Below are 23,645 nucleotides of genomic sequence, written 5' to 3' on the forward strand. Positions count from 1 at the left end.
ATATCATCAGACATTCACTGAAGATAAAAAAGCGTTTGGTGGAACAAGAAAAACAATCAGATATGGATGAAAAAGGAAATGGAAAATTGGTTACTTTAGGTCGTTAAACAGATAATAAAGAAAAAGGAGGGTGATATAAATGGGTGATTGGAATGAACAAAGCGCTCCAAACAATAACCTTTCAGCTGCAACTATCCGAACCTCAAAGCTTGTCGGCAAGGAGAAAATACAAAGTGAAGAGTTCTCAGAAGAGCTGTCTGATGGAGGCGAGAGAAATGAAATAATCAGTAAGCAGCAGAAGCAAAAGTAGCCTGGTTCTGCGTCACAGTGACCACCCGAAGGAAGCGCGCGAACCGTCCCCCTGCTGGCAACTTCTTGTTCGAAATGGGACAAGAAGTTGCCTATTCATTTCTAAGAATGGTTTATCTATTTTACTTTCCTGTAATGCCATTAATCGAATAACTTACTGTAATTTTTGCATTTAATGAATGAGTAACGGAACAATATTTATCATTTGCTAACGCAATGGCGCGTGCTACCTTTTGTTCAGGCAGTTCTCCTTCGAGTACATAATGAATATGAATGTTTGTAAAAGGCTTTGGAGGTTCTTCAGCACGATCACCTTTTAATTCCATATGAAAAGAGATTGGTTCTAAACGCATTCTTTTCAAAATCCAAATAACATTAATTCCCGTACAACCTGCAACTGCTTGTAAAAGCAGCTCCATTGGCTTTGTACCAGCATTCTGTCCGCCGATGTCTTCAGTACCATCTATTTTTATTTCGTGTCCAGAGGAAGTAACCTCTGAAAAGGCTACATTTCCTGACCATTTTAATGTTGTTTCCATCCATTCATCCCATCCTTTTGTCTCCGTCACAGGGGCGCCCCTATGTATTAAAATATATCGTATAACATAATAATATTTCATGAAATATATTGTGTAAATATAAAATAATGATTAGTTTTGTTCGTGCGAATGGTCTGCGTCACTAGTGACGCAGACTTAATTATTCTGGTCAAAAAGAACCGGATCATTCAACCAACGCAACCCGTTACTTGAAGAAAAGGTTAAACTTTATTCCATGTTTTTCTCTTGCTAATATAGTCTGCAATTAAATAAATAACGATATATATCGGAAATGAATAAATATGTTCCCAGTTTAATGAATGATATAATCCAAGCCATATAAAAAAAGGTTCCGCGAGAAAAGAGGATATTCCAGAAAAGATAATTCCTTTAATCAGTGGATGTGTAGTAGGCTTAATTTGAATGAAAGCCATAATAATGACTGGCAAAAGGGAAAAGTCCCACGGGAAATAGGATGGAATAAATGGCAAAACTTCATATAAGTAATACCATAATCCTAATACAACCCCTAAACAGTCTAACCAAGAAGATATAATAATGACAAAAAAACCTGCACTTAATAATCGAAGGGTACTGTCCTTTTTTCTATATTTAATCCATAATAGCCAAGGGATAATAGTTAGTCCTATCCCAAGCCACCACTGCCAAGTGTAAAGAACATCATTCTTCCAAATTTCAAGTATTTGATTATTCGCTTGAACGATAAGGTTATAAGTTTTTTCGGTTTGTTCTTGCAGAGTTTCATTCATTTTAAACAGTCACTTCCTTTTTAAAATCATAGTCCTTTCATCCTATCATTTACAATTAAGTTTGAAACAAAACAGCTTTATTAAATTGTTCTGCCGTGTTACTTGAAGAAGGGAAAGAGCATTACCGTTTGATAAAAATTATTCGCGTGATCAATGATCTAAATAAAAAGTGCTTCAAAGGATGCTGAATTTTTACATATGTATAGCTCCTCGGTTGTTCAATACAAGCTACATTATTTATTAGTGTGACCACCCGGAACCTCTTGTTTCACAGAATGTTTCACGAAGCGGTCTCCTAAGAGGCATGTTGAGGGAGGTCCATGAAATCGGGTTCAGAACCAATAGTCTATAGCCATTGGGCTGTGACGAAGCGAGTGTGTTAAGATATGGATAAAGCTGGTTTGTAAAAAAATAAATGAAATATGATGCAGCCACTTGTGGGGCCGAAAAACAGTTTGTCTAAATGTGTTTAAATCTGTTCATAATTATTTAAAATGCCTACTCAATCTGTTCTATTGCGAACAGATTGAGTAGGTACTTTTTTGTAGTATTTACAAGGTATCGAAATGAGTAGAGATCACTATTTTTACAGGAAGATAGGTCGGAGACAATCCTTCTCCTTTTTGTGGTTATTTTGACCTGTCTCAGGTTTCAAAAAGGTCTGTGCAGCGGACATAAACAACATAAAGCTGCCGAGTGGGTACTTGGCACATCCTGTTATCCTATTCGTTAGGCATCATAAGTGAACCCCATCTCAAATAACTCTTCAAAATAGAGGTCGGTAAACTTCTTATTCAACACGCCGTAATAATACGAGATCGGCTTTCGTATTCTTTGTGATTTCAGTTTGTTGATCATCTGCTTGAAGGCATGAATCGCGGTTGATAGCACTTGGCTTTTGTTCTTTTCGCGATTATTACGATATGCAGCGATGACGGTCATTCTCCAGTACTCCTCAATCGTCTTTGCTTCAGGAAAAAAGGATTTGACTGCTTGGACAAAATCTTGTGGAACCTTATCACTTGTAAAGGTGTGATCCAATTCTGTCGTTTCTTTGCTACGTTTATTTAAATCTTGTTGAGTAGTTTTAGAAAGGTTAATAGCTTTATTAGGGTGGTCCAATTTCCTTTGCTTAGGTAGTTCATTTTGGGGGAAACGATTAAAGACATACAAGTTGCTTGATTGTGATCCATTTTTTCTTTCTGTTTCATGGATAGTGATGATGCCAAGGGTCTTTGCTTTTAAGATCATTCGCTTAAAGGTAGAGCGGGAAATTCCATTGTCCTTGTATTCTTCATGGATCGCTTTTAAGACGGTTCCAATTTTGGCATTACAGACGCCAGGGATTTTTGCTGAGAAACGAACCAATCGTTTTAAGCCGATGATTTCCCCCTTCGAAAATTCACGCTTATAGTCTACTAACCACATTTCCATATGGTGATTAAATTCCTTAAGAGAGACGAATTGAGAAAACGATTCAAATTGATGTATTGTGCCTGATTTTAAATTCATGTTTTTGCACCACCCTTTCATTTCTTTTATAGGGAAAGGGGGCTGAAAAGTGCTCTATCAAATGGGGGAGATTTGTAACAAATTTGTGAACGCTGCCAAGGGTTAGTGCCAGGCACGCCTCGAAAGTAGCCTAGGAAACTACAGAAGTTGCTAATAAACAAAAGAAAAAGGATCAAAAAGAAGCTAAAAAGGCAGAAAAAAAGCAACAAGTTGATGACAAAGACAAGGATAATAAGTAAGCAAAGGAAAGGAAGGGGACGGTTCTTTTGCTGCTATAGACCTACGGAGAATCATCTCTGTAGGTCTATTTTTTTGAAGAGAGAGAACTGTCCCCCTGTTTAACAATGCACTGCATATCATATCAATTTTCCCAATTATTTGGATGGTTCCTGGCACCCAAGAAGGATGTGAGTTTAGGTAAAAAGAATCGTTTCTTTCATAAAGTGTAGTGAACAGACAAAAAACGACAAAATCACCCGAATACTATCCATGAAGTTTACGATTAGGAAAGGAGGTGATAATATCTTGCAATTTCGTCATTTACTTATATTAGGTCTTATGGTTGGAGCGGTCATGTTTTTACCAGACAATGCTTTTGCTGAGAAGAACGAACTTAGTGGACAGCAGGATTCTCAAAAAGCTTCTGGACACGTTAATCCTTCAGTAGGAATTGATAAAGCAGCTGTAAAACCTAACGTTCCGGCCACGGAAAAGGCTGTGGTGGTACCTGATCCCGCTATGAAAAATCAAGGTGAGGTAAAACAGTATCCAGCTGAAGTTTCTACTAACAAGCCAGCTGCAGCATCACAAAATTTACCGGATCAGGCAAAAGGTAACGTGCAGTCTATTTTAAATAAGAATGAGAAGACCATTAAAGATCGCAAACCTGAAAAAGTACCAGCTGCAGCATCGCAAAATTTACCAGATCAGGCAAAAGGTAACGTGCAGTCTACCTTAAATAAAAAGGTGAAGGCTGTTAAGGATCGCGTATCTGAAAAAGGGTCAGCTGCTGAGTTAGGAAAGAACACGCCGACTCCTGAAAGTGGGTCTGGAGAGTCTACTTTAGATTCCTTACATAATTCTGAAAAAGAAGTGAAAAAACAAGTCCAATCGGTAAGATTTGAACCTCAAGGGGAGGATATACACTTATCGGTGGCCAAAAAAGAAAATCGTTCTGACTCCCTTGTGGAGGCGCCGCAAGAAAAGGGTGATGTCCCATTAGGTGAGGAAGAGATTCCAAAGGTCAGTCAGGTGCTGAATCCAACACAGCGGACGAGCGGTCATGGGGGACAATCGAATGATCGAGTCAGTCAGGGATTAAGCACCATAAGTTTTCTAGATAAATGGTTTGTATGGAATCCATACTATGAAATCCAATTTGTCCAACCTTATCTTTCTCGGCATACATGGTTGAATAATCAATGGGTGAATGCTCCACCTTCACCACCGCCACAGGAAGCTCCTTTATTAGAAACCGTAACCCGCAGCTAAAAGCCACGGTAAATGATAATAAAGGGAGCGAATTTAAAAATGAAACATTACCTTAACACAAATAAAGTTGCTAAATCTTTTGTACTTGCTGGAGCATTATCAATGGGGGTTTTTGCTGGAGGCCATTTTACTGAGGCTGCAGGCCCTGATAAGGAAAAAACAGAACAAACTATTCAAGTAAAAGGTGCCAATAGCGTAAAATCTGAGGTTAAAGTGAAGCCTGCAGTTCCTGCTACACCAGAAGTAAAGGTTCAGGTTCAAGCTAAAGCAGAAGTTAAAGCAGAAGCTAAAGCAGAAGTTAAAGCAGAAGTTAAAGCAGAAGTTAAAGCAGAAGTTAAAGCAGAAGCTAAAGCAACAGTGAAGCCTAAAGCAGAGAAAGCTAACCAATCACAAGCAAGTGTGCATGCAAGCGAGACTGCAAAAATGCATGCTGCCCCAAATTCAGCTGTTCATGGTAAGGTTGACCAAGCTGAAGAAGAAGTAATTACGGAAGAAGCTTCGGTTCAGGAGTCGGTGCCAGAAGAAATTGTTAATCCTGAAAAGGAAACAACAGAAACAGAAGCTACTGATTCTGAAGAAACAACTGATCTTGAGAGCGATGTAACGGTAAAAACTGAAGAAGATGAAGAGACTGCTACAGAAGATGAAGACAATACAGACCTTGATTCAGATTCAGCTGTAAGAACTGAAGATAGTGAAGATAGTGAAGAAGAGTCAAATTCTGATAAAGTCATTCCTAATTCAGATGCAGTAATAAAATCAGAAGACGACGAAGAAGAGGAATCTTCTGAAGAAGATGCAGAGAAAGATACAAAAGTAAATCCATCTGCAGCGAATAAAGCAAAATCTCAAGCGAGTGTAAATGCAAGTGAAAATGCAAAAGCACATGCAGCAGCAAATTCTGCCGTACTAGCTGGCGGAGAATTAACTGAAGAAGCAACTGAAGAAGCAACTGAAGAAGTGACTGAAGAAGCAACTGAAGAAGTGACTGAAGAAGCAACTGAAGAAGCAACTGAAGAAGCAACTGAAGAAGCAACTGAAGAAGCAACTGAAGAAGTAACTGAAGAAGTAACTGAAGAAGCAACTGAAGGAACAACTGAAGAAGCAACTGAAGAAGGCTCAGTTGAAGTTACAGTAGTAAACCCATCTGCAGTGAACAAAGCAAAATCTCAAGCGAGTGTAAATGCAAGTGAAAATGCAAAAGCACATGCGGCAGTAAATTCTGCTTTGCTAGCTGGCGGAGAATTAACTGAAGAAGCAACTGAAGAAATTAGTGTTGGAGCTACTACAAAAGAATAATTTACTTTACCAAAAGAAACCGAGGGAAATTTCCTTCGGTTTTTTTACCAAATGATGCCAGTGGCGTTTATGAGTGAATGAAGCACTGGGAGCAAAGGGACTGTTCTCTCGCTAATTCAGTCTTTTGGAAGTGAGAGAACCGTTCCCGTGAGAGGTCACCTGTCATCACCTGAATATGGCGGAAAGTGGTTCAGTCCTTCGTTTCAGATGGCGGCTTTTTTATGACATCGGCATCACCTGAAACATCAACGTGTGCTGTTTCTTTTTTTAGTTTTTCCTTTATTTGTTTCATTTCTTCTATTTGACGTTTTGTAACCGATACTTCATTCACTTGCACAGGGTGTTTGTTTATTTCAACTTCTTCCTCTTTCAGAGTAATTCGAAGTTCCTCCTCATCTCCTTCTTCTATTACCATTTCTTCACGCTTAATCGGAACCGTGAATGTTTTCTGTTCTTCGACGACTTCTTTATGAATCTTTACCTCACCTGTTTGTACTCGTTCTTTTTTTATGTCCAGCTGTTCTTCTCGTAATTGAAGCGTTTGTTCTTTATTTCCATTTGTTTTTTCAGAAGATCGGTCAATGTTTCTTCTCGCATTTATTGTATAAATAATACCGGCAATGATTGCTCCTAAAACGAGTCCTGTTACGAATGTAAAACCTGTTACCCAACCGATTATGCTACCGATTATTGCACCAACAATAATATATTTTCCCATAGGACCTCCTGAAGTTATTTTTCAAGTAAACAGGATGGAAAGAAACCTACTTAACTAAAAGTTAAGTAGGTGCGAACAATTAGTCCTCTTTAATAAGATCTGTAGTACCATGCGATTCAACATCTGCAACTTCTTTACGAAGTACGTCGCGTACTTGTTCTGTTTCTTGAACTGAACGTTTATGAGCGGAGACTTCACCAGTAACGACCGTATGCTTGTCTACATCAACCTTTTCAGCAGTTACTGGAATCTGAACCGTTTCTTCTTCTGTAATGGGTTCATCTGTTGGTTCGTGATCAATGGATCTTTGTTCAATGACGACCTGATCATGTGAAACAGGGACATTCACTGATTGTTCTTCCTCAACAATATCCTTATGAAGCGTCACATCACCTGTCTCCACCCGGTGTTTGTCGATGTCCAATTCTTCCTCACGCAGATCAAGATGTCCGACTTCTGCTGCAAATTCTGTATCGGCAGTGCGATCTACTTCACGTACCTTTTTTTGAGTTTCCTTTTGAGTTTCTTCCTCGGTAAATAAATCAAAAAAGCCCATGCTGAAAACCTCCTAAGGAATGTGTTTGGATCGTACAACTAGTAATGTTACCTATGTGAGCGAAAATATGTGTTTGGATTTTGATATCTGTTTCTAAAAAAGGCTTTGCTAATTAAGCCGATGATGTCTCCCCTCGAAAATTTACGTTTATCGTCTACTACCCACATTTTCATATGGTGATTCAATTCAAATTGATGCATTGTGCCTGATTTTACATTCATCTTTTTGCACCACCCTTTCATTTTTTTATCGGGAAAAAGTTCTAAAAATACCAAAAAGTGCTCTATCAAATGGTGGGGGTTTGCAAAAAATTAGAATATTGTGATTTTTTTCAAGGGTGGGAAGATTTTTAGCTATCTGCTAAAAAGATGGTCTTTTTTCCATTTGTGATCAGAATGGGTTCAGTTCTCTCTAGCAAGTCACTGTAGAAGGCTAGAAGAACATTATTTTTAGCTAGAAAACTGCATTTTTCAAGGTTCGTAAGTGTGCTTCTTTCCCGTTATCGTAAAGGAACCCGGGAATACAACAAAGGTGCACCGCTTGAGGAAGGCGTTCTAGCATGGAAGAGTTTGAACAATTGGTCGCGCAGCATTCAAATATGATTCACTCGATTATCCGTTCCTTGAATGTGTATAAAAATCAGGATGAGTTTTACCAAGTTGGACTTTTGGCTCTTTGGGAAGCGAGTGAGAAATTTGATGAACAAAAAGGAGTGAAATTTTCGACGTATGCTTATTCTGTGATCAGAGGAAGGCTGCTGATGTTTTTACAGAATGAAACGAAATGGGATGATCGGGTGTTTTATCCGAGTGAGGAGTATTGGGATCAATTAGAATGTGAGACAAGTTTGTTGGAGAAGGAAACGCTATTGTGCTATTTTCTTCATTTGACCGATTTGCAGAAGAAATGGGTTTTGCTGCATTTCTATGAGGGATGGACGAATGCGGATATTGCGAAAGGGGAGAATATCAAGTTGTCTACCGTAAGAGGTTGGGAGAGGGAAGCGATGAAGAAGTGTTTAGTACGACATCGGCCTTGCTGAACGGATTTTTGAAAAAAATAAAATAGATAGAGCACTTTTGGTTCGTTTTTCTCTATAAAGAGAGTGAAAGGAGAGGATGAAAAAATGGCAGAAGCGATGGTAAAGGATTTAAAGTTGCGTGTGAGTTATGAAACAGGAGTGAATGAGAAGGGGGAGCCGGTCTTCAAAACGAAGACGTATTCGAATGTGGTTGAAACGGCGACGGCTACTGAGTTATATCAAGTGGCGCAAGCAATTGCTTCACTGTCTGCTTATCCAATGAGCGGTGTGGAGAAAAATGATTTATATGAAATTATTGGTTAATTAGGATTGATGTGAAAAGGAGAGGATGAGGATTATGGCAAAGACAATGGAGTTGCATTTTACGAATCATTTAGGGAAGACGGTTAGGCTGACGCTGGATCATCCGAAGGAGCCGGTGGATCCGATTGAGGTGAAGCTGGTGATGGATGCTGTGATTGCTTCGAATGTTTTTGGTGGAAGTTATGGGACGTTGGTAGGTGCGAAGGAAGCTCGTGTGGTTGAGCGTAATGTAACGGAGTATGAGCTTGTGTAATGAAGGGTGAATGAATGGATTCGAGGGGCTGCTTGTTTGTTGGAGGCAGTCCCTTTTTCTTGAGGATCTAGTAGGAAATGAGGTGTGAAGCTTGGAGCAGTTTGTTCCTTTCATAAGTGAGGTCGGTTTCCCGATTGTGGTCACGCTCTATTTGCTCTATCGAATAGAAGCCAAACTAGACGCCGTCGTACAATCGATCCAAAGTCTCCCCGAACGGCTATAAGGTGCCAGGCACCATCCAGATAATTAGTAATCAGATAGGGTAGTACGATCTAGGGCACACCCTGAATGTGTGATGAAGGGGTAAAAACCACGAAGAAGCCAGCATGAATGATCATGCTGGCTTCTTCGTGGTTTTTGATGGTCTGCGTCACGGGGACATCCCCGAAAACTTGTATTCCATCCATCATAACCCGGTCAAAAGAAAATTCCGTTGTCTCATTCATCTTGTTTCTTTCTCCATCCAATAAACAACTTCATTTTTTTGCTTGATGAAAACTCAAAAAGACATATGATCTAGTAGAATTCTGCATTATTTTGAAAAGTCGTTAGTCATAGATAAGTTTTTGATAATTAGTCATTGATCACTATCAGTAGCATTTTTCGAATGAAGTTTTAATTGTTCAATTAAAACTTGTTCTTCGTCTTCCTCTACTAATAATTTAATTCCATAATCATTCGTTATAGCCATCTCTTTCTTCCACACAATCTCTCCAATAAAGGTGAATTCCTCTTCGTTTACGTTAAAACGAAGGGATAACTTTATAGATTTGTGGTCTGTTTCTGGTATATTTAATGCTGAATTTAGTTTTACTCCACTCGGACTGATATTCATGATTTTCGCTAATCCTTTGGAGGAATGTACTGATTCTTCATTAATCTTTACAATTTTAAAATAAGCAGGAATGGGTTCTTCAAATGTATAGCGAAAAGGTGAGTTTCTTTTATACTTCATCGTTACTTCTCCTATTTGAACTACCCACCACTTAATTTCTGACGAAATTTGAAGTGGGGGATTCCTGCGAACTCCGTTCTATCGAACAGATATTGAGCAGGCTAACCCCGTCGCATCGACGGTTAGCAGTACAAACGACTAATTTAGCCTCCTGCCGGTCATGCAAACTTGTACGTTGACTTGCCACACGTCCTACTTTAGCTAAGGATTAGCAACTTCGGTACGTGTGGGACGAAAGAACGTTGAAGATTTTACCTAGCAGACGTTTTTCCTGCTAGAACCTCCTATCTTCAGTTTTCAAAGAACAACTTGTACAGGTATATTACACAAACACATGTTTCGCTACGCCAAAAGACGATTCATCTCCCACTTATTTTTGGGCGTTTCCCTTCACAAAATTGAAGTGGGAGTCTTCTCGCCTAAAATGATAAATCTAAATTTCAAAACACAAATCATTACGAGTTTTTTTTCATAGCCAAATTCTCCGTTATTTTCCGAAATAATAATAGAACGATTCAATTAGACATAATTCTGCTTAAAGTTAAAGAGTATAAAATGAATGCTTTCAATCATCCATAACACCGTTTACAGATCTTCCGAATGAGAAAGCCCATGCAGGTCGCAGACCGTCTTTAGACATGGGATGATAGTGAGGTCAAATGCGATGTATAGATAAATATCGAAAGTATGTTCTGTACATCGAGCATCTGAAGTGGTAAAATAGGCTTATAGACAAAAACCAAGTCTATAAAACATTTTTGTTCTTTGATAATTAGATATTGTATAAGGTTCGATAGCCTCATTCATGCTATTGGTAAAACAATAGGTGTCGTTATGCGAAAGACGATAAAACACTTATACTAATTCGGTCGAAGGACTGAACGTTTTCGCTGGCGGGCAGCCAGTTTGAGCTTGATGGGGATACAGGAAGTATCGTATCCATCCTTCTTTTCTCAAAGGAGAAAGGCGACCCAAGAAAACCACACAACCACAATTCGTCTAATCGATTCGTAACAGCTTTGGGGTAAGAATCCCACTGCTTTAGCTGTGTGGAGTGTCAATACTAAAATATGTAAAAGTACCAATTAAGAGGTACTTCTTAATAAATGGTATTCGGAATAATAAGATAAATGATATGTAGATAATTCATGGGTTATTCAGAAGGTTATGGTCGCTGGCCTGATACGGTAGAGCGGTCTCTTTAACTCTGAATAGTACGACTTAAAACCTTTACTTCATTCGAGTTTTCAGACTGCATGGCAAAGCAAAAAAGAAATTAATTAGCTGTTTTACATTTAGAACAAGTAATAGCATTTACTGGTTTAAACTTAATCTTCTTAAAATCACTTTGAATAAAAGTCGGAAAAACATTATAGGCAAAACCACATTCACAAGTCCCCCGATCCTTTACCATGTGTATTAAATTAGACCTCTTATCATAAACTGTTGGATAAAACATACCTTTTCCCTTCCCTTCTCTATTTTCAAAATAAAATTAAAATATTGATCGGTTATGGTTTCTATTATGCTTTAAGTAAACTACTTAAAACTTGTCATTCTTGAATATTTCCATTATCTTTCCTTATTTCTATTATGCTGGAATATAGATGGTGATGGTATCAACTAGTATTCTCAATCTCACACTTAACAGAAACACAGAATAGGAATACATTCCTATTACACTTCTTATTCAAATATTTTCCATTATATCGTTTTTCTTGGACAGCTGTTATTCTGTGGTTGGTGTCGGATCAGGAATTAATCCCTGTGGCCCTTGATCATGATATTGACAAATAGCATATATTTGGGCATTATAATTATTTAATAATAAAGAATATTCTATTTATTTACGGTGATTAAACTCAGTATTCTTTTTTTATATTAAAAAATATTTTGTGGAACGAAGATGTGATGATCAATTTTAATTTAGAAAAATAATGGATACAGTACTTATCCTTTGGAAACATGAAAGGTAAGAAGAACGAATAGTTAATATAATGAATTTTGTTTTTGTAGGAGGGAGGTATTTTTTGAGTACGGTAAGAAAGATCATTTGTGGATGGGGTTTCTTAATTGCGCTGTTTCTTTTTTATATGGGGTTTGAAATACTGGCCATTATTGCTGCTGTTATTACCTTTGTTGCACTTTTTTACCCTGATAACCGTGTTTATAGAGAATCTTCTCTGGAAAGTGCAGATCATCCTGGTGATGATCGATAGGACCATGTCCACTAAAGCAGGCGCGCTCCACAGTGACCACCCGAGATATATCGAGATTCGTAGAATACTAAACAATAAATCTTGTTATTCGTGCCAGAAACGCTCCAAATTATTATGGATATGATATTTCTAATTAATTGAGGTGAACCCAAAGCAATTCTACGTAGAAATTGCTTTGGGTTTTTTCTGAAATCTGCGAAACTGGTAAGAGACTAAGTGCAGTTCAGTCTATTCACTGCTTAAACAGTAATACAACTTAATTATGTACTGGATTGAAAAATTACTCATACCTCAAAGCCTCAATAGGTTCAAGTTTCGCTGCCTTATTTGCCGGTAGAATCCCAAAAATAACTCCAACAGTAATTGAAAGGAGCAATGCACCCAAAATAGATTCCCAGGAGATCAAGGTAGGCAAGTTTAAGAAGTGGGAAATGGAAAGGGCTACACCTGCTCCCATTAGTAATCCCAGAGTACCTCCAATGAATGTGATGGTAATGGATTCAATTAGGAATTGTGTTAGTATCTGGGAATGGGTTGCCCCTAAAGCTTTTCTTATTCCTATTTCTCTCGTTCTTTCAGTAACGGACACTAGCATGATATTCATGACACCTATTCCTCCAACTACCAACGAAATGGAAGCGATACTCCCTATGATGGCCGTCATGATTCTGGTGACTTTGCTGATGCCTTCTGATATTTCTTTCATATTAAAGATTTGATAAGCACCTTCTTTGTTATGGTAGTTATTTAGTAAGTCAGTGGATTTTTTCCCCACGTCTTCCAAATCGTCTATGGAATTGGTCTGAATGGTTACTTGATTGTAGTAGTTGTTTCCGAATAAGGAACTATATGTAGTGAAAGGTAGAATGACCTCAGTGACGCCTAACGAAAACATATCATTTGCTTTTTCTTCAACTCCAATGATTTCAATTAATTGGTTTTCAATCCAAATGAACTCGCCGATGGTGGGTAAGTCTTTGAAATATTCTTCTTTTAAAGACTGGCTGATAATTCCGACTCGTCTCCCTCCAAGGAAATCGGCATCTGAAAGCTGCCGGCCATCTTGAACATGGATAGGCTCAAATTGAAGATAGTTTTTGTTAATGGCTCTGATATTCGCTTCAAATATATCCTTTTTGTACCTAAACGTTTTGAAGTCAGTGCTTAGACCAATCACATTTTTAACTCCATTGATTCCTTCAAGTAATTCTATATCTTTTTTGCTAAAATGTTTTTCTGGATTGGAAATATCCGTGGACTGCATTAATTTCTCTTCTGGAGGCTGGTAGAATAGTTCAATCGAATTATTGCTTCCAGCAAAAGAAGATTTTAATAATGCTTCGCCGCCTTGACCGATTGCCACAATAACGATTACCGATGATACTCCGATGATAATCCCGAGCATCGTTAGCAGGGAACGGAGTTTATGTTCTAGGACTGAAGAAATAGCCATACGAAAGTTATCTTTCATTCCTGTTTCCTCCTAGGATTCTTCCATCCAAAACATTGAGGGCTCTATTAGTAAAGCTGGATATACCCTTTTCGTGGGTGACTATTACAATTGTTACCCCTTCATTATTTAATGTTGTGAAAATATTCATAATGGTTTTGCTTGTAACAGAATCAAGAGAACCAGTTGGTTCATCTGCAAGAATTAATATCGGGTCGTTTACAATGGCCCTGGCAATAGCTACTCGCTGCTTCTGTCCTCCTGATAGTTCGTTTGGGTGTCTATGTTCATATCCTTTCAAGCCCACTCTATAAAGGGCATGTATAGCCATTTCTTTACGTTGCTTTGAAGGGATGCCAGCGTAAACCAACGGCAATTCTACATTCCTGATGGCTGATAATCTGGGAAGGAGGTGGAAGTGTTGAAACACAAATCCAATATATTTATTCCGTAATAAGGCAAGCTCGTGATCAGATAAATTAGAAGTGTTCCTGTTTTGGAATATGTAAGAACCTTCTGTAGGTTTATCCAAGCATCCCATAATATTTATGATGGAAGATTTCCCTGAACCTGAAGGTCCCATTATAGAAACAAAGTCCCCCTCTTCGATAAGGAAGGTAACATCGTTAAGTACCTGCACTGAATCATTCCCGGTGGAATAATATTTACTTACATTATTCATTTCAATCATTTTTCAACTTCACTTCCATACCTTTTTGAAGGTCTTTTGGCGGATTGATAACAATAAGGTCTTCTTTTTGAATGCCTTCTACTATTTCAATATATTTTTCATTGAATTTTCCGACCTGTACATCTCTCTTTACTGCTTTATTGTCCTGCACTACGTAAACGAAATGATTCCTTTCATCTTGTTTTACAGCTTCAAGTGGAAGGGAGTTCACTGTGTCTTTGCTCGTTTCAATATCCATTACTAGGTTGAACCCTGGTTTAGCTTTAATATTCGGCTCGTTGATAGAAACGGTAACAGGATAGTAAACCAAGCCGTTTTGACCAGATGCTTCGCTATTTTCTTCAGAGAATAAACCGATGTCTGTCACTGTCCCACTCCATGTTCTTCCCCTTACTACTTCTGATTTGATATTTACATGCTGGCCCTTCTGAACTTTAAGTACTTCATATTCAGAAATGAGTCCTTTAATATAATAATTAGCGGTATCCACGATATGTATTAAAGGTGTATTTGTATTTAGTAATAAAGGATCATTGTCGTTCACTGTTACTATTTGACCATCCATATTACTTGATAAAATTAGTTGATTCAGATCCGCTTCTATTGTTTCTTTACTCAAGAGGTTTCTTTTAAGCGCTATATTTTCAATTCGTTTCGCCATTTGAAGTTGATCCAGTTCCTCTTGACTTTGCAATTTTTGGAGTGTACTTACGTTCTCTTTTTTCAATTCTTTTTGTTTTTTATAATAGTTTTCGATTTGCTTTTCGATTTGGTTGATTCTCAAGTAATTTTCTTGAATTGTTAATTCAAGTTGTTCTTTTTCTAAAGATAACTGTTTGTTCTCATATGTTATTAAAGGATCTCCTTTTTTAATATCATCTCCTTCGTTAACATGAACTTCTTTTATTGTACCAATTGATTCATTATAAAATACTCGTTGTTCAGAGGAGAAAGACAGTCTGCCTGGAAGTGTAACCGTGTTAATAATCTCTTTTGTTGAAAGGGCAGTGGTATCTACTGTCAGGGGGTCAGAATTTTTGTTCTCAAATGAGAAAAAAGTGAATAATATACTGACTGTGATTCCTAGTGCTACAATCATTATTTTTGTCTGCTTTTTCAAACCAATCATTCCTTAATTATTTCTATTGGTGTGGGTCAAGAAGTGAAAGACTTCTTCTAAACTATGAGTATTATCGGATAAACTACTGTTTTGTTTTCTTAATTCTTCAATGCTTCCTGAAGCAATACATTTACCACTTTCAATGATTAATAGTCTGTCACATAACTTTTCAGCTACTTCAAGGATATGAGTGCTAAATATGATGGAGTTTCCGTTTTGCGTAAAGATTTCCAAATAATCTTTAATTGATTTAATGCTGTCCGGATCTAGTCCTGTAAAAGGTTCATCTAGGATCAGCAGTGCTGGGTTATGCACTAAAGCCCCCATTAGAGCTATTTTTTTGCGCATTCCTTTTGAATAGGTTTTGATTAAGGTATCGATTTTACTTTCAAGAGAGAGTAAATGAGACAGGTCAAATATAAAGTGGTCAATTTGATTGGAAAGCACTCCCCTTAGTTCTCCCATGAAGGTTACGTACTCTCTTCCTGTTAAATAATCATAAGGATCTAAACCATCTGAAACAAAGCCCATCTGTGATTTATATTCATTTGGCTCTTGGATATTATTTAAACTTACACAACCTTTATCTGGCTTTATTAGTCCCGATAATATAGATAAGGTAGTCGTTTTGCCGGCACCATTCGGACCTAGTAACCCCAAAATTTCACCACGAAAGATATTGAAGCTTATTTCTTTTAAAATAGGGATGCTACCGTATGACTTGGATATGTTTGAGACATTTAACATCGGATCATTCCTTACTCACTAAATTCACTTAATGAAGAGAAGTTTTTAAATTCAGTCTTGTTTAGTTTCTTGCAGCATAAATGGAAGAGAAATGAACTAATCGCAAAAGTCATAAATGTATATAATAGCACGGTTAAGAAGAGATCTTTTGTGACAATAATAACTGTGCTTCCGAGGATGATAAATAGTCCTGATAACAGTTTACTCATTATATTTGCTCTTGTACTTGGCAGATCTAGATAGGATTCTCTTTCAAAGTTTGGAAATGTAATACTGCTAACTAATGCTATCAGTATAATAGCGACTGTAGTTAATACAACTAATGGCATAATAAAAAAGAAACTGGCATCAAACATTAGGTAGGTTGCCATACTAAAAAGAATAGGAAAGGGCAGTACCACTCCGAACAAACTAAGTATCTTTGCTAAGCAAATTTGCTCCGCTTTTACTGGAGTAAGTAAAAGGGAAATGAAGCTTTTACCCTCAAAATCAGGAGAAAATCGATTAATAAGCTTTTCTATTACCATAGATGCGCCTGTAAGGTGAAGTATTGCTAAAATCGTTAAACGATTTTCATCCATGAAGAAAATATTCTTGGAATTCAAAAGATAATAAGGGATAAATAACATTATGTATTGAAAAATAATCAAAATGAAAGTTTGAGTGAATCTGTACTGTTTCTTTCTTTGAAAAAGTTTATAGTCTTTGATGATGATTCTTCTTGTCAAAAATGGGATGACTGTAAAGTACTTTAATAGTGCTGATAAACTTCTTAAATATATGTGGAATATATCGCCTTTTGCTCTTGAATGAATTTTATTAGAATTCTTTTGCTGAAGAAAATCGATAAACAGATATGCATCTAAATGGTTTAATTGATTATTCAATATATAGCATATGAAAATCCCTACTATCATTGAGAGAGCAGGAAGAATCAACATGTTGTCAAAGACCCCAATAGGAGTAAGGAACATAATTAAGGACTGAAAAAGAGAATGGTTGTATATCAACAAGTAATAATCCCTTATTGGTCCAAAAGGAATAAGGCCATGAAAAGGATATAAGACGGCCAGTATGAGGATAACCACCATTCCTTTTGCCAATAAAAGAAACAGAGTATAATTTAATACATTCCCTTTCCTTAGTTTTGTCCAAGTTACTTTCATTACAATAAACATTTTTATAAGGTTTGCAATAGCCATTATGAAACAAAAATATAAGAAGAGAAACATGATGACTGAAAAACTTAGATTAAGTTTTATGGTCAGATTAATGAAAAAGAGTACAAATAAGACAAACAGAAGTGATCCTTTCAGTAATTCACGTCCGATTAACTTGCTGAGCACTATTTTTTTGACAGAGGGAACGATTGAAGATAGAATCTCAAAGTCCCTAAATTCCAATATACGATATACACTTGGATAAATATTGCTGATTAGAATGGACAAAATCATTAGTAAGGAAAAGCTTCCGATCCAAGTCAATTCTTCTCTTCTATTTAGCGGTTCTAACATGTCCAATATGAATTCTATAATGTAAGAAGAAAAGGAATTTAATGTAATTAAAGCAATGATTATCAAACTAGCCACAAGTAAAGGGAGATATTTATATAACAATATTCTTCGATCTTTAAGGGCGTATAGTAAACGGTTTAAGGTGATTCTTAATGTATACTTGTTAATTAAATAGAGTTCTCTCATATTCATCGTCCTCTATACTTCAATTTATCTTTTGGAAATTATAGATTTACGAGTATTATTCCTTCAATCACTGCAGCAATTAATAGGAATACAACATACAGCATTATAAGAACAGCCATATCTTTTAAATCGGTCCTCTGTATAAATGTGCGTTTACCTCGAATTGATTGAATAGTGATATCACCAGGTTTTATTGCGAATGCCGTGATTAAGGCTATAGCGATCATTTCAAAACCTCCATGAAATATAGTGAAAGTAATCAGGGTTGAAATTGGCATTGTTTGAGAGAAGCTGTAGATGGTTACGCCAAGTAAATACCCTTGTAATGAAACATATAGAATGGACAAAAAACCGAGTGACAAAACCCCAATTAATGCAGGCAACAAGATAATGAAATTATGTGAAAAAATTGAGAACCAAACGATTGATTCTTCATTCTTGCTTTCACTAACATCTTCCTGAAAAGGATAAGGGGAAGTAGATAGCGTCATATCACTATTTAATGATAAGAATAAGAGAGTCCCGAAAAAGCTGATAAAAACTACCAATAAAGCGAGCGTAAGCACTCGGGAATTTCTCTTCAGAAATGGATATAGCCATATATCCTTGAAATGGTGCTGTTCAGTATTCAAATAATCACCTTGTCTTAAATGGTTTTCTTTACATTTTTGATTCTTTTTTCAAAAGAGGGATGACTTTCCCGCCATTCAGATTTTCTGTTAGAATCTCCACCCTCTTCTTCAATGAGGCTGCTTAACTTAACTAAAGTGTTAACATAAAGTGTTTTATTCTCAAGAAGGGATATAGCAAAGTTATCTGCTTGTATCTCAAATAGCCTACTGATCTTCTTTGGTAACCATTCTGTGATAAAGATCATGACAAAAACCCCCGCCGGGAAAATAAGAATATATTGCCACCATCCATTGGCAAGCATAAACTGTCTTGCATAATACATGCTGATCCCCATAAGTAAGGTTACAATGAACGTTAATAATACGGTAAAATGAGCGTGTTTTAATTTCATATGTCCCATTTCATGGAAGAGAATGGCGCGAATTTCCTCAATCTCAAATTTCTCTAATAAACCCTCGGTAACGTAAACATTTACTGTCTTCGTAAATGGAAGCTGAAAAGAATAAATCCACGCATTTACATCGTGTATTGAATCTTTCTTTATCAAGATGTTGACCTTTTGGTTTGTTTTACGCTCAATATCCTTTACGATATCCATGAAGTCGTCTGTAATTAAGACTTCATATTTATTTATTATTTTTTGAATTAATATGTATCCAGCAACAAATAAAACTAGTAGGGCAAAGTACCAGGCACAAAATAGATAAAGGTTATCCATGATCTTGGAATGAATCGATAAAGGAAATAATAAGTAAGACCCGAAATACACCAAGGATAATGTTACGGTGCCAAAAATACCAATCTGCTCCCTGGTATTCAATAAAAATGAGTCGCCTAACGAGGCTTCTTTTTCTTCTAAGTCTTCAGATGAATGATCTTTCGTAATATATTCAAATGAATAAGCTGTCAATAAGATAGATATAAATCCTGGCACTAGTATAGAAAGAAAAATGCTTACAATATAGGATCCCGTAAAAGATAACACATATCCCATTAAGAAATAATAATTTAATCCCAAAGGAAGAATGACGGCTAGAACAAAAGGGATAAATAATGTGAATAAGTTTTTCATAGATTCATTTAGGTTGAAAAATATAAATAATAATGCTGGTAAAATGATTCCCATTAGAGTGACTGTAGTAATAAATGAGGTACTATACTTAAATCTAGTTTCAACCTTTAATGGACTTTCTGAAAGGTTAGTAAGTTGAAATTTGGTAAAAAGAGGGTTTTGGGATACCTCTTCCACATTTAGCTTCTCGTCGTTTATAGGTTCAAAACCTCTTCTTAAGAAAACCTCTGCTTTTTCATTCATCAAGTCTGTATTAATCGTGCTAATTCCGTTTGTTAATGGAATTTCGGTAAAATTTAGTTGTTGACCACCCAATTGAAAAGCTGCTTCTGAATTATTATTAAATGATTTATCTTGGTAGGTTAATAGATAGTCACCCTGAAATAAAGCATGAGCTATTAATACTTTAGGCGTATTTTCTTTGCTTGAATCAAGTATAACAAATGGCGAAACAACTGCTGAACGGAAACCTACTTCAATTAATATTACTAATATCGTAACGATGCTAGCAATAAGATAAGAAAGGGAGGCTTTTCGTAACATTTCATCACATCCTGCCAGTATAGGGATTTTAAAATTAAATAAAAGAAGTAAATATTTCGGGTAATAGCTTTAGAATGTTATTTAGTAAGAAAGTAAGTGAGATAATCACCACAGTCAACCATTTATTTGAGTAACCTAACAAAATTCTAACACCTAAATACATAATTATGTACTGCCAGATGACAAATAAATCTATATTTTTCAAGAAACTCATTAAGAGAGAATTGTTGGAACCATTTAATACCCCAGATAACCCTTTAGGTTCGTACATTTCCCCAGTAAACAAAACTAACAATGAAAAAGAGACAACTTTAATTGCTATAGGGACCCAGCTATAACCAATAATACTGGAGACCGCTCTGAATTCTCGTGTTTCTGTAGAAAGAAGAGAAACCATAAAATAAATGATAATGGCTTGAATAAGCCATTCAATAAGTAATCCGCCACTAATAATGAAAGTGAAGATACTAATGATGATAGTTGAATTAGACAGTTTTTCTTCTAAATCAAATAGGTAAGAGATTTCTTTTATTGTAAATTGTGAAGTGGATAGCACTAAAGCAATGCCGGTGAGAAAGATTAAAATAAATGGATAAAAATTTTTGGGCCTCTCAATTAATTTATGAAACAAAGTTACTGGTTCAATTAACACAGTACCAAATGATTTCACACCTGCTAATAAATCTTTCACCACTTACACCTCCTTATCATCTGACTCGTATTGACGTTATCTAAAGATAAATTAAAGAAGTGGTAGTTCTGAGAAATATCTCAGAACTACCATTAATCAAATTACCACGTAACGGCAGCTCTTCTGCCTTTTCGTTTAATATAGTACTTAAGTGACATCCTTGCTACCCAAGCAATTGCTGTAATGGTTCCAAAGGAGAAGAAGCCTAACACAAGTGATACTGCAGCAGCAATATCAGAACCCGTCATTACCAGATTGACTATTTTTTTTGCTTTTTGCTGAGCTTGGTTCCAGGTGGTCTTCTTACTATATTTATTAATGATTTTGGCAAGGTTTACTTCTAATGATGATTGCTCTATCGTTTGGATATTAGCATTACTAGCAACAGTGTGATTATATTTGACTGGTGAACCAGTAGTTCCAAACATCACTAAAATAGATAATAAGACCATCCCAAAAGCGACAAAAATTTTAGGCTTTCGGTTAGTTGTAACTTCCATTTTTTCCACCCCCTTCCAATGATTTAATTTTACAATACATTACAAAAGGCTACAATAGAATCATATCAAAAATAGTTAAATAGTACTATTTTGCTATTTTTGATTTAATTTAATTATAGCTAAATTGTTCGAGATTACCGTAATCGTATGTGAGGGTTTTTGATTTTGATAGTAATATACACAGCAAAAAGCCTTTTCTGTTTCGGGAGGAAATGCTTTGTAATGAATCTTTAAACTATCATTTTCACCGCATTGTATATGCAACAAAGAAAATCAATTAAAGATTATTTAAAAAAAGCAAAGGACTGGAACCAATTACCAATTCCTTTTTGCCTCTTAAATAACTACGGTGAACCGTAACATAAATAGGAAAAAGCTATTTGATGAACAATAGCAAGGGTAAAATAGTAATTATTCTCCCAAGAACCAAGAGTATTTCTTTCATAAATTCAAACATTTTTACACCACTTTCTAAATTTTTTAATTTTCACAAAGCCATGTTCTTGAAGTAATTTAGCTAGGGGATTTTTTACATTGGACAGGTTTATAAGGAATAACAATGATCCCATCGTTTTCTAACCATTCAGCAAAGAGGACGTCTTCAATTTTACTTATGCCATTGGCTAATAACTGGTTGCTCAGCCAATGGTCATCTTTGTTTATTTCCTCTAAATTTTTTTTGATTAATGCCCCGTCTCTAATTAGTGTTATAGGTAGATAAACAAGTTGATAAGGCATATTAAAATCTTGTAAGGTCGTTTTTTGATATCGTGATTTTTTTAATACACTTATAGAACCATTCGTTTCAATAATTGCAAATGCTACTTCACGAATGGAGAAAATCTCACTTTGACGAAGTAAACTTTGTAATTGATTAATGTTCATACGACTCTTTTTTAACTGTTCAAAGTCAATCTGCCCATTTCGAATAACCATTGAAGGTTTCCCTTCGAACATTTGTCTTAACCATAGAGATTTTTGACCGAGGTATTCAACTAAAAATAGTAAACTTCCCCATATAAGTATGGTGTAAAAGATATGGATAATAGGTACATTTTTTTGATAGACAGCATTTCCTAACAATTCGCTTAAGACAATGGCTGAAATAAAATGAAAGGGAGTAAACTGGTCTATTAATTTCTTACCTATAATTCTAATTAAGAGAAAGAGCAAAAAGAATCCTATAACTAGCTTAATAGACATTTGTATTAGTTCCACCGTTTATTCCCCCAGATAATTTTTATAAACTTTAAAATTACTACACTATCATCTTTTCCAAGATTTAATCGATAAATACAAATTATTAAAAAATAAAACCACCAGATTGTAAGGGACAAGAATTTGCTGGAAATGAATTGTCTAGAATAGTAGGTTTAGATAAAACAAGAGCATTTTCAGACAGATTGATTATAGTACCATTCAATTTTCCAACTGAAAAAAGTAAATAAGATATAGATTTAGTAAATAAACTGATTGATGAAAAGTCATATATTGTAAAGTGGGCTGTAGATGGGCTAAAAAGATTAATTGAAAATAATTACGTTTTTACTAGTTGTGAGGAAGTTGACGATATATATAATGATTATTTATGTGAAAACAACAGTGTACAGACATTTATTGACGAGCGATGTATAAAAGATCCTAGATATAAAATTCACACTGTTTATTTAGAGGAAGCTTATAGGGAGTATTGCTATGACATAGGGATAATCCCAGTTGATGGAAAAATCCTCCACAAGGGCTTGAAGCAAATTAGGGGCATTAATCACGGTAGATTTAGGTTAAATGGAGAAAACCTGAATGGATATATTGGCTTATAGCTAGATGAAAGTGGTACCTAAAAGGAAAAATAAACAGAGCTGAAATTACAGTAATTCCTAGTATATTTATTTGAATAGTTGTTGTTTGATGAGGGATTAGTTTTTAAAGAATATTTATTTATATTAAAGACTTGGTCGAAAAATTTAATATAAAGTACACAAGCTGTGTTATTAGGAATTGATACTCCAATCACCTTACTTCAAACATCCAAATGGAATTTCTTTAAAAGGGAAAGAGTATAAGGAGATTGTGTTGTTGACACTTTTTATAATTTAGTATATATTTATTGTCAAGTTAATATTCGATAGATATTTACTTTTAACTTCTTAAATAATTGGGCTTTAGCATTATTTTAATATTTTCATATTGATTGGATGAAAAAGCTTCTAAAATATAAGAATGAAAAGGTAACGTAAATCGATATATTTTATAATCTAAAGTATTAGATTAGAGATATATCATTTTTGTATTGAAGGAGAATTATACATATAATTTATTTTGACATTAAAAAAGGTAGTTCTTCAAAAAACTTCGTTGAAGTTAGTTGAAGTAAAACCGACAATTTTCAAGATTCAATGATTTTAAATCATCATTGAAGTTTTGAAGTTGTCGGTTTTTTTTATTGAGTTAATACAAATTTATTCAAAAAAGGAGCAAATAAAATGTATGTCTTTTTAGAAGGAAGGATATATGAAATGACTTTTAATAAAC

The 23,645-nt window shown here is 35.7% G+C and carries 25 protein-coding genes; 8 read left to right on the forward strand and 17 right to left on the reverse strand.

Annotation, left to right across the window (positions count from 1 at the left end):
* Nucleotides 1-139: 139 nt before the first annotated feature.
* Nucleotides 140-310 (forward strand): hypothetical protein, encoded by a 171-nt coding sequence (locus JMM81_RS20125; protein ID WP_256243331.1) that lies wholly within the window; start codon nucleotides 140-142, stop codon nucleotides 308-310.
* 121 nt (nucleotides 311-431) lie between these two features.
* Here the strand turns inward: JMM81_RS20125 and JMM81_RS20130 are convergent, their stop codons facing one another.
* The 3 genes from JMM81_RS20130 to JMM81_RS20140 form a co-directional block, all read right to left on the reverse strand.
* Complete coding sequence (locus JMM81_RS20130) at nucleotides 432-848, reverse strand: OsmC family protein (RefSeq protein ID WP_256243370.1); 417 nt, start codon at nucleotides 846-848, stop codon at nucleotides 432-434.
* A gap of 221 nt (nucleotides 849-1,069) precedes the next feature.
* Nucleotides 1,070-1,618: a CBO0543 family protein gene (locus JMM81_RS20135; RefSeq protein WP_256243332.1), complete on the reverse strand. Its 549-nt coding sequence runs from the start codon at nucleotides 1,616-1,618 to the stop codon at nucleotides 1,070-1,072.
* A 729-nt stretch (nucleotides 1,619-2,347) separates the two neighbouring features.
* Nucleotides 2,348-3,130, reverse strand: coding sequence for a hypothetical protein (locus JMM81_RS20140; protein WP_256243333.1), 783 nt, complete (start codon nucleotides 3,128-3,130; stop codon nucleotides 2,348-2,350).
* Nucleotides 3,131-3,655: 525 nt separating this feature from the next.
* On the opposite strand from JMM81_RS20140, the gene JMM81_RS20145 reads away from it, so the two are divergent.
* Nucleotides 3,656-4,621 (forward strand): hypothetical protein, encoded by a 966-nt coding sequence (locus JMM81_RS20145; protein ID WP_256243334.1) that lies wholly within the window; start codon nucleotides 3,656-3,658, stop codon nucleotides 4,619-4,621.
* A 39-nt stretch (nucleotides 4,622-4,660) separates the two neighbouring features.
* On the forward strand, nucleotides 4,661-5,920 hold the full coding sequence (locus JMM81_RS20150; protein WP_256243335.1) for a hypothetical protein: 1,260 nt from the start codon (nucleotides 4,661-4,663) through the stop codon (nucleotides 5,918-5,920).
* 190 nt (nucleotides 5,921-6,110) lie between these two features.
* Here JMM81_RS20150 and JMM81_RS20155 read toward each other — a convergent pair whose 3' ends face one another.
* Nucleotides 6,111-6,638, reverse strand: a complete 528-nt coding sequence (locus JMM81_RS20155; RefSeq protein WP_256243336.1) for a YsnF/AvaK domain-containing protein — start codon at nucleotides 6,636-6,638, stop codon at nucleotides 6,111-6,113.
* A 79-nt stretch (nucleotides 6,639-6,717) separates the two neighbouring features.
* The gene (locus JMM81_RS20160; protein WP_256243337.1) at nucleotides 6,718-7,194 is read right to left on the reverse strand and encodes a YsnF/AvaK domain-containing protein; all 477 of its coding nucleotides are present in this window, start codon (nucleotides 7,192-7,194) and stop codon (nucleotides 6,718-6,720) included.
* A 559-nt stretch (nucleotides 7,195-7,753) separates the two neighbouring features.
* Between JMM81_RS20160 and JMM81_RS20165 the strand changes: the two genes are divergently transcribed.
* The 4 genes from JMM81_RS20165 to JMM81_RS20180 all read left to right on the forward strand — a co-directional run bounded on the left by JMM81_RS20165 (nucleotide 7,754) and on the right by JMM81_RS20180 (nucleotide 9,015).
* Nucleotides 7,754-8,236, forward strand: a complete 483-nt coding sequence (locus JMM81_RS20165; RefSeq protein ID WP_256243338.1) for a sigma-70 family RNA polymerase sigma factor — start codon at nucleotides 7,754-7,756, stop codon at nucleotides 8,234-8,236.
* Nucleotides 8,237-8,320: 84 nt separating this feature from the next.
* Entirely contained in the window at nucleotides 8,321-8,539 is a 219-nt protein-coding gene (locus JMM81_RS20170) for a DUF1659 domain-containing protein (protein ID WP_256243339.1), read from the forward strand.
* 34 nt (nucleotides 8,540-8,573) lie between these two features.
* On the forward strand, nucleotides 8,574-8,792 hold the full coding sequence (locus JMM81_RS20175) for a DUF2922 domain-containing protein (protein WP_256243340.1): 219 nt from the start codon (nucleotides 8,574-8,576) through the stop codon (nucleotides 8,790-8,792).
* Nucleotides 8,793-8,883: 91 nt separating this feature from the next.
* Nucleotides 8,884-9,015 (forward strand): YvrJ family protein, encoded by a 132-nt coding sequence (locus tag JMM81_RS20180; protein WP_256243341.1) that lies wholly within the window; start codon nucleotides 8,884-8,886, stop codon nucleotides 9,013-9,015.
* Between the two features lie 49 nt (nucleotides 9,016-9,064).
* Here the strand turns inward: JMM81_RS20180 and JMM81_RS20185 are convergent, their stop codons facing one another.
* A complete protein-coding gene (locus tag JMM81_RS20185) occupies nucleotides 9,065-9,238 on the reverse strand; it encodes a hypothetical protein (RefSeq protein WP_256243342.1) in 174 nt (57 codons plus the stop codon).
* A 131-nt stretch (nucleotides 9,239-9,369) separates the two neighbouring features.
* Nucleotides 9,370-9,747, reverse strand: coding sequence for a PilZ domain-containing protein (locus JMM81_RS20190; RefSeq protein WP_256243343.1), 378 nt, complete (start codon nucleotides 9,745-9,747; stop codon nucleotides 9,370-9,372).
* A gap of 2,030 nt (nucleotides 9,748-11,777) precedes the next feature.
* Here JMM81_RS20190 and JMM81_RS20195 point away from each other — a divergent pair.
* The gene (locus JMM81_RS20195) at nucleotides 11,778-11,966 is read left to right on the forward strand and encodes a hypothetical protein (protein WP_256243344.1); all 189 of its coding nucleotides are present in this window, start codon (nucleotides 11,778-11,780) and stop codon (nucleotides 11,964-11,966) included.
* A gap of 280 nt (nucleotides 11,967-12,246) precedes the next feature.
* Here the strand turns inward: JMM81_RS20195 and JMM81_RS20200 are convergent, their stop codons facing one another.
* The 10 genes from JMM81_RS20200 to JMM81_RS20245 all read right to left on the reverse strand — a co-directional run bounded on the left by JMM81_RS20200 (nucleotide 12,247) and on the right by JMM81_RS20245 (nucleotide 22,331).
* Nucleotides 12,247-13,437 (reverse strand): ABC transporter permease, encoded by a 1,191-nt coding sequence (locus JMM81_RS20200; RefSeq protein ID WP_256243345.1) that lies wholly within the window; start codon nucleotides 13,435-13,437, stop codon nucleotides 12,247-12,249.
* Nucleotides 13,427-14,107: an ABC transporter ATP-binding protein gene (locus JMM81_RS20205; RefSeq protein WP_256243346.1), complete on the reverse strand. Its 681-nt coding sequence runs from the start codon at nucleotides 14,105-14,107 to the stop codon at nucleotides 13,427-13,429. The genes JMM81_RS20200 and JMM81_RS20205 overlap by 11 nt, the downstream gene beginning before the upstream one ends.
* The gene (locus tag JMM81_RS20210) at nucleotides 14,100-15,227 is read right to left on the reverse strand and encodes an efflux RND transporter periplasmic adaptor subunit (protein ID WP_256243347.1); all 1,128 of its coding nucleotides are present in this window, start codon (nucleotides 15,225-15,227) and stop codon (nucleotides 14,100-14,102) included. Before JMM81_RS20210 ends, JMM81_RS20205 begins: the two co-directional genes overlap by 8 nt.
* A gap of 12 nt (nucleotides 15,228-15,239) precedes the next feature.
* Nucleotides 15,240-15,974 (reverse strand): ABC transporter ATP-binding protein, encoded by a 735-nt coding sequence (locus tag JMM81_RS20215; RefSeq protein WP_256243348.1) that lies wholly within the window; start codon nucleotides 15,972-15,974, stop codon nucleotides 15,240-15,242.
* Between the two features lie 11 nt (nucleotides 15,975-15,985).
* Nucleotides 15,986-16,555 carry a hypothetical protein gene (locus tag JMM81_RS20220; RefSeq protein ID WP_256243349.1) on the reverse strand — a complete coding sequence of 190 codons (570 nt, stop codon included), beginning with the start codon at nucleotides 16,553-16,555 and terminating at the stop codon, nucleotides 15,986-15,988.
* Nucleotides 16,556-17,712: 1,157 nt separating this feature from the next.
* A complete protein-coding gene (locus tag JMM81_RS20225; RefSeq protein WP_256243351.1) occupies nucleotides 17,713-18,240 on the reverse strand; it encodes a stage II sporulation protein M in 528 nt (175 codons plus the stop codon).
* 80 nt (nucleotides 18,241-18,320) lie between these two features.
* Nucleotides 18,321-19,922, reverse strand: a complete 1,602-nt coding sequence (locus JMM81_RS20230) for a M48 family metalloprotease (RefSeq protein WP_256243352.1) — start codon at nucleotides 19,920-19,922, stop codon at nucleotides 18,321-18,323.
* Between the two features lie 34 nt (nucleotides 19,923-19,956).
* On the reverse strand, nucleotides 19,957-20,613 hold the full coding sequence (locus JMM81_RS20235; RefSeq protein ID WP_256243353.1) for a YIP1 family protein: 657 nt from the start codon (nucleotides 20,611-20,613) through the stop codon (nucleotides 19,957-19,959).
* 101 nt (nucleotides 20,614-20,714) lie between these two features.
* Entirely contained in the window at nucleotides 20,715-21,113 is a 399-nt protein-coding gene (locus JMM81_RS20240; protein ID WP_256243354.1) for an uberolysin/carnocyclin family circular bacteriocin, read from the reverse strand.
* A gap of 513 nt (nucleotides 21,114-21,626) precedes the next feature.
* Complete coding sequence (locus tag JMM81_RS20245; protein WP_256243355.1) at nucleotides 21,627-22,331, reverse strand: DUF421 domain-containing protein; 705 nt, start codon at nucleotides 22,329-22,331, stop codon at nucleotides 21,627-21,629.
* Between the last annotated feature and the right edge of the window lie 1,314 nt (nucleotides 22,332-23,645).

The organism is Bacillus sp. V3B (genome assembly GCF_024494465.1).
Classification (GTDB): Bacteria; Bacillota; Bacilli; order Bacillales; family Cytobacillaceae; genus Bacillus_BD.

What these genes read in the sequence shown, in the direction of transcription:
- JMM81_RS20125 (WP_256243331.1), top strand. Translation starts at nt 140, where the DNA reads ATGGGTGATTGGAATGAACAAAGCGCTCCAAACAATAACCTTTCAGCT.
- JMM81_RS20130 (WP_256243370.1), bottom strand. Translation starts at nt 848, where the DNA reads ATGGAAACAACATTAAAATGGTCAGGAAATGTAGCCTTTTCAGAGGTT.
- JMM81_RS20135 (WP_256243332.1), bottom strand. Translation starts at nt 1,618, where the DNA reads ATGAATGAAACTCTGCAAGAACAAACCGAAAAAACTTATAACCTTATC.
- JMM81_RS20140 (WP_256243333.1), bottom strand. Translation starts at nt 3,130, where the DNA reads ATGAATTTAAAATCAGGCACAATACATCAATTTGAATCGTTTTCTCAA.
- JMM81_RS20150 (WP_256243335.1), top strand. Translation starts at nt 4,661, where the DNA reads ATGAAACATTACCTTAACACAAATAAAGTTGCTAAATCTTTTGTACTT.
- JMM81_RS20155 (WP_256243336.1), bottom strand. Translation starts at nt 6,638, where the DNA reads ATGGGAAAATATATTATTGTTGGTGCAATAATCGGTAGCATAATCGGT.
- JMM81_RS20160 (WP_256243337.1), bottom strand. Translation starts at nt 7,194, where the DNA reads ATGGGCTTTTTTGATTTATTTACCGAGGAAGAAACTCAAAAGGAAACT.
- JMM81_RS20165 (WP_256243338.1), top strand. Translation starts at nt 7,754, where the DNA reads ATGGAAGAGTTTGAACAATTGGTCGCGCAGCATTCAAATATGATTCAC.
- JMM81_RS20170 (WP_256243339.1), top strand. Translation starts at nt 8,321, where the DNA reads ATGGCAGAAGCGATGGTAAAGGATTTAAAGTTGCGTGTGAGTTATGAA.
- JMM81_RS20175 (WP_256243340.1), top strand. Translation starts at nt 8,574, where the DNA reads ATGGCAAAGACAATGGAGTTGCATTTTACGAATCATTTAGGGAAGACG.
- JMM81_RS20185 (WP_256243342.1), bottom strand. Translation starts at nt 9,238, where the DNA reads ATGAATGAGACAACGGAATTTTCTTTTGACCGGGTTATGATGGATGGA.
- JMM81_RS20190 (WP_256243343.1), bottom strand. Translation starts at nt 9,747, where the DNA reads ATGAAGTATAAAAGAAACTCACCTTTTCGCTATACATTTGAAGAACCC.
- JMM81_RS20200 (WP_256243345.1), bottom strand. Translation starts at nt 13,437, where the DNA reads ATGAAAGATAACTTTCGTATGGCTATTTCTTCAGTCCTAGAACATAAA.
- JMM81_RS20205 (WP_256243346.1), bottom strand. Translation starts at nt 14,107, where the DNA reads ATGATTGAAATGAATAATGTAAGTAAATATTATTCCACCGGGAATGAT.
- JMM81_RS20215 (WP_256243348.1), bottom strand. Translation starts at nt 15,974, where the DNA reads ATGTTAAATGTCTCAAACATATCCAAGTCATACGGTAGCATCCCTATT.
- JMM81_RS20220 (WP_256243349.1), bottom strand. Translation starts at nt 16,555, where the DNA reads ATGGATGAAAATCGTTTAACGATTTTAGCAATACTTCACCTTACAGGC.
- JMM81_RS20230 (WP_256243352.1), bottom strand. Translation starts at nt 19,922, where the DNA reads ATGTTACGAAAAGCCTCCCTTTCTTATCTTATTGCTAGCATCGTTACG.
- JMM81_RS20240 (WP_256243354.1), bottom strand. Translation starts at nt 21,113, where the DNA reads ATGGAAGTTACAACTAACCGAAAGCCTAAAATTTTTGTCGCTTTTGGG.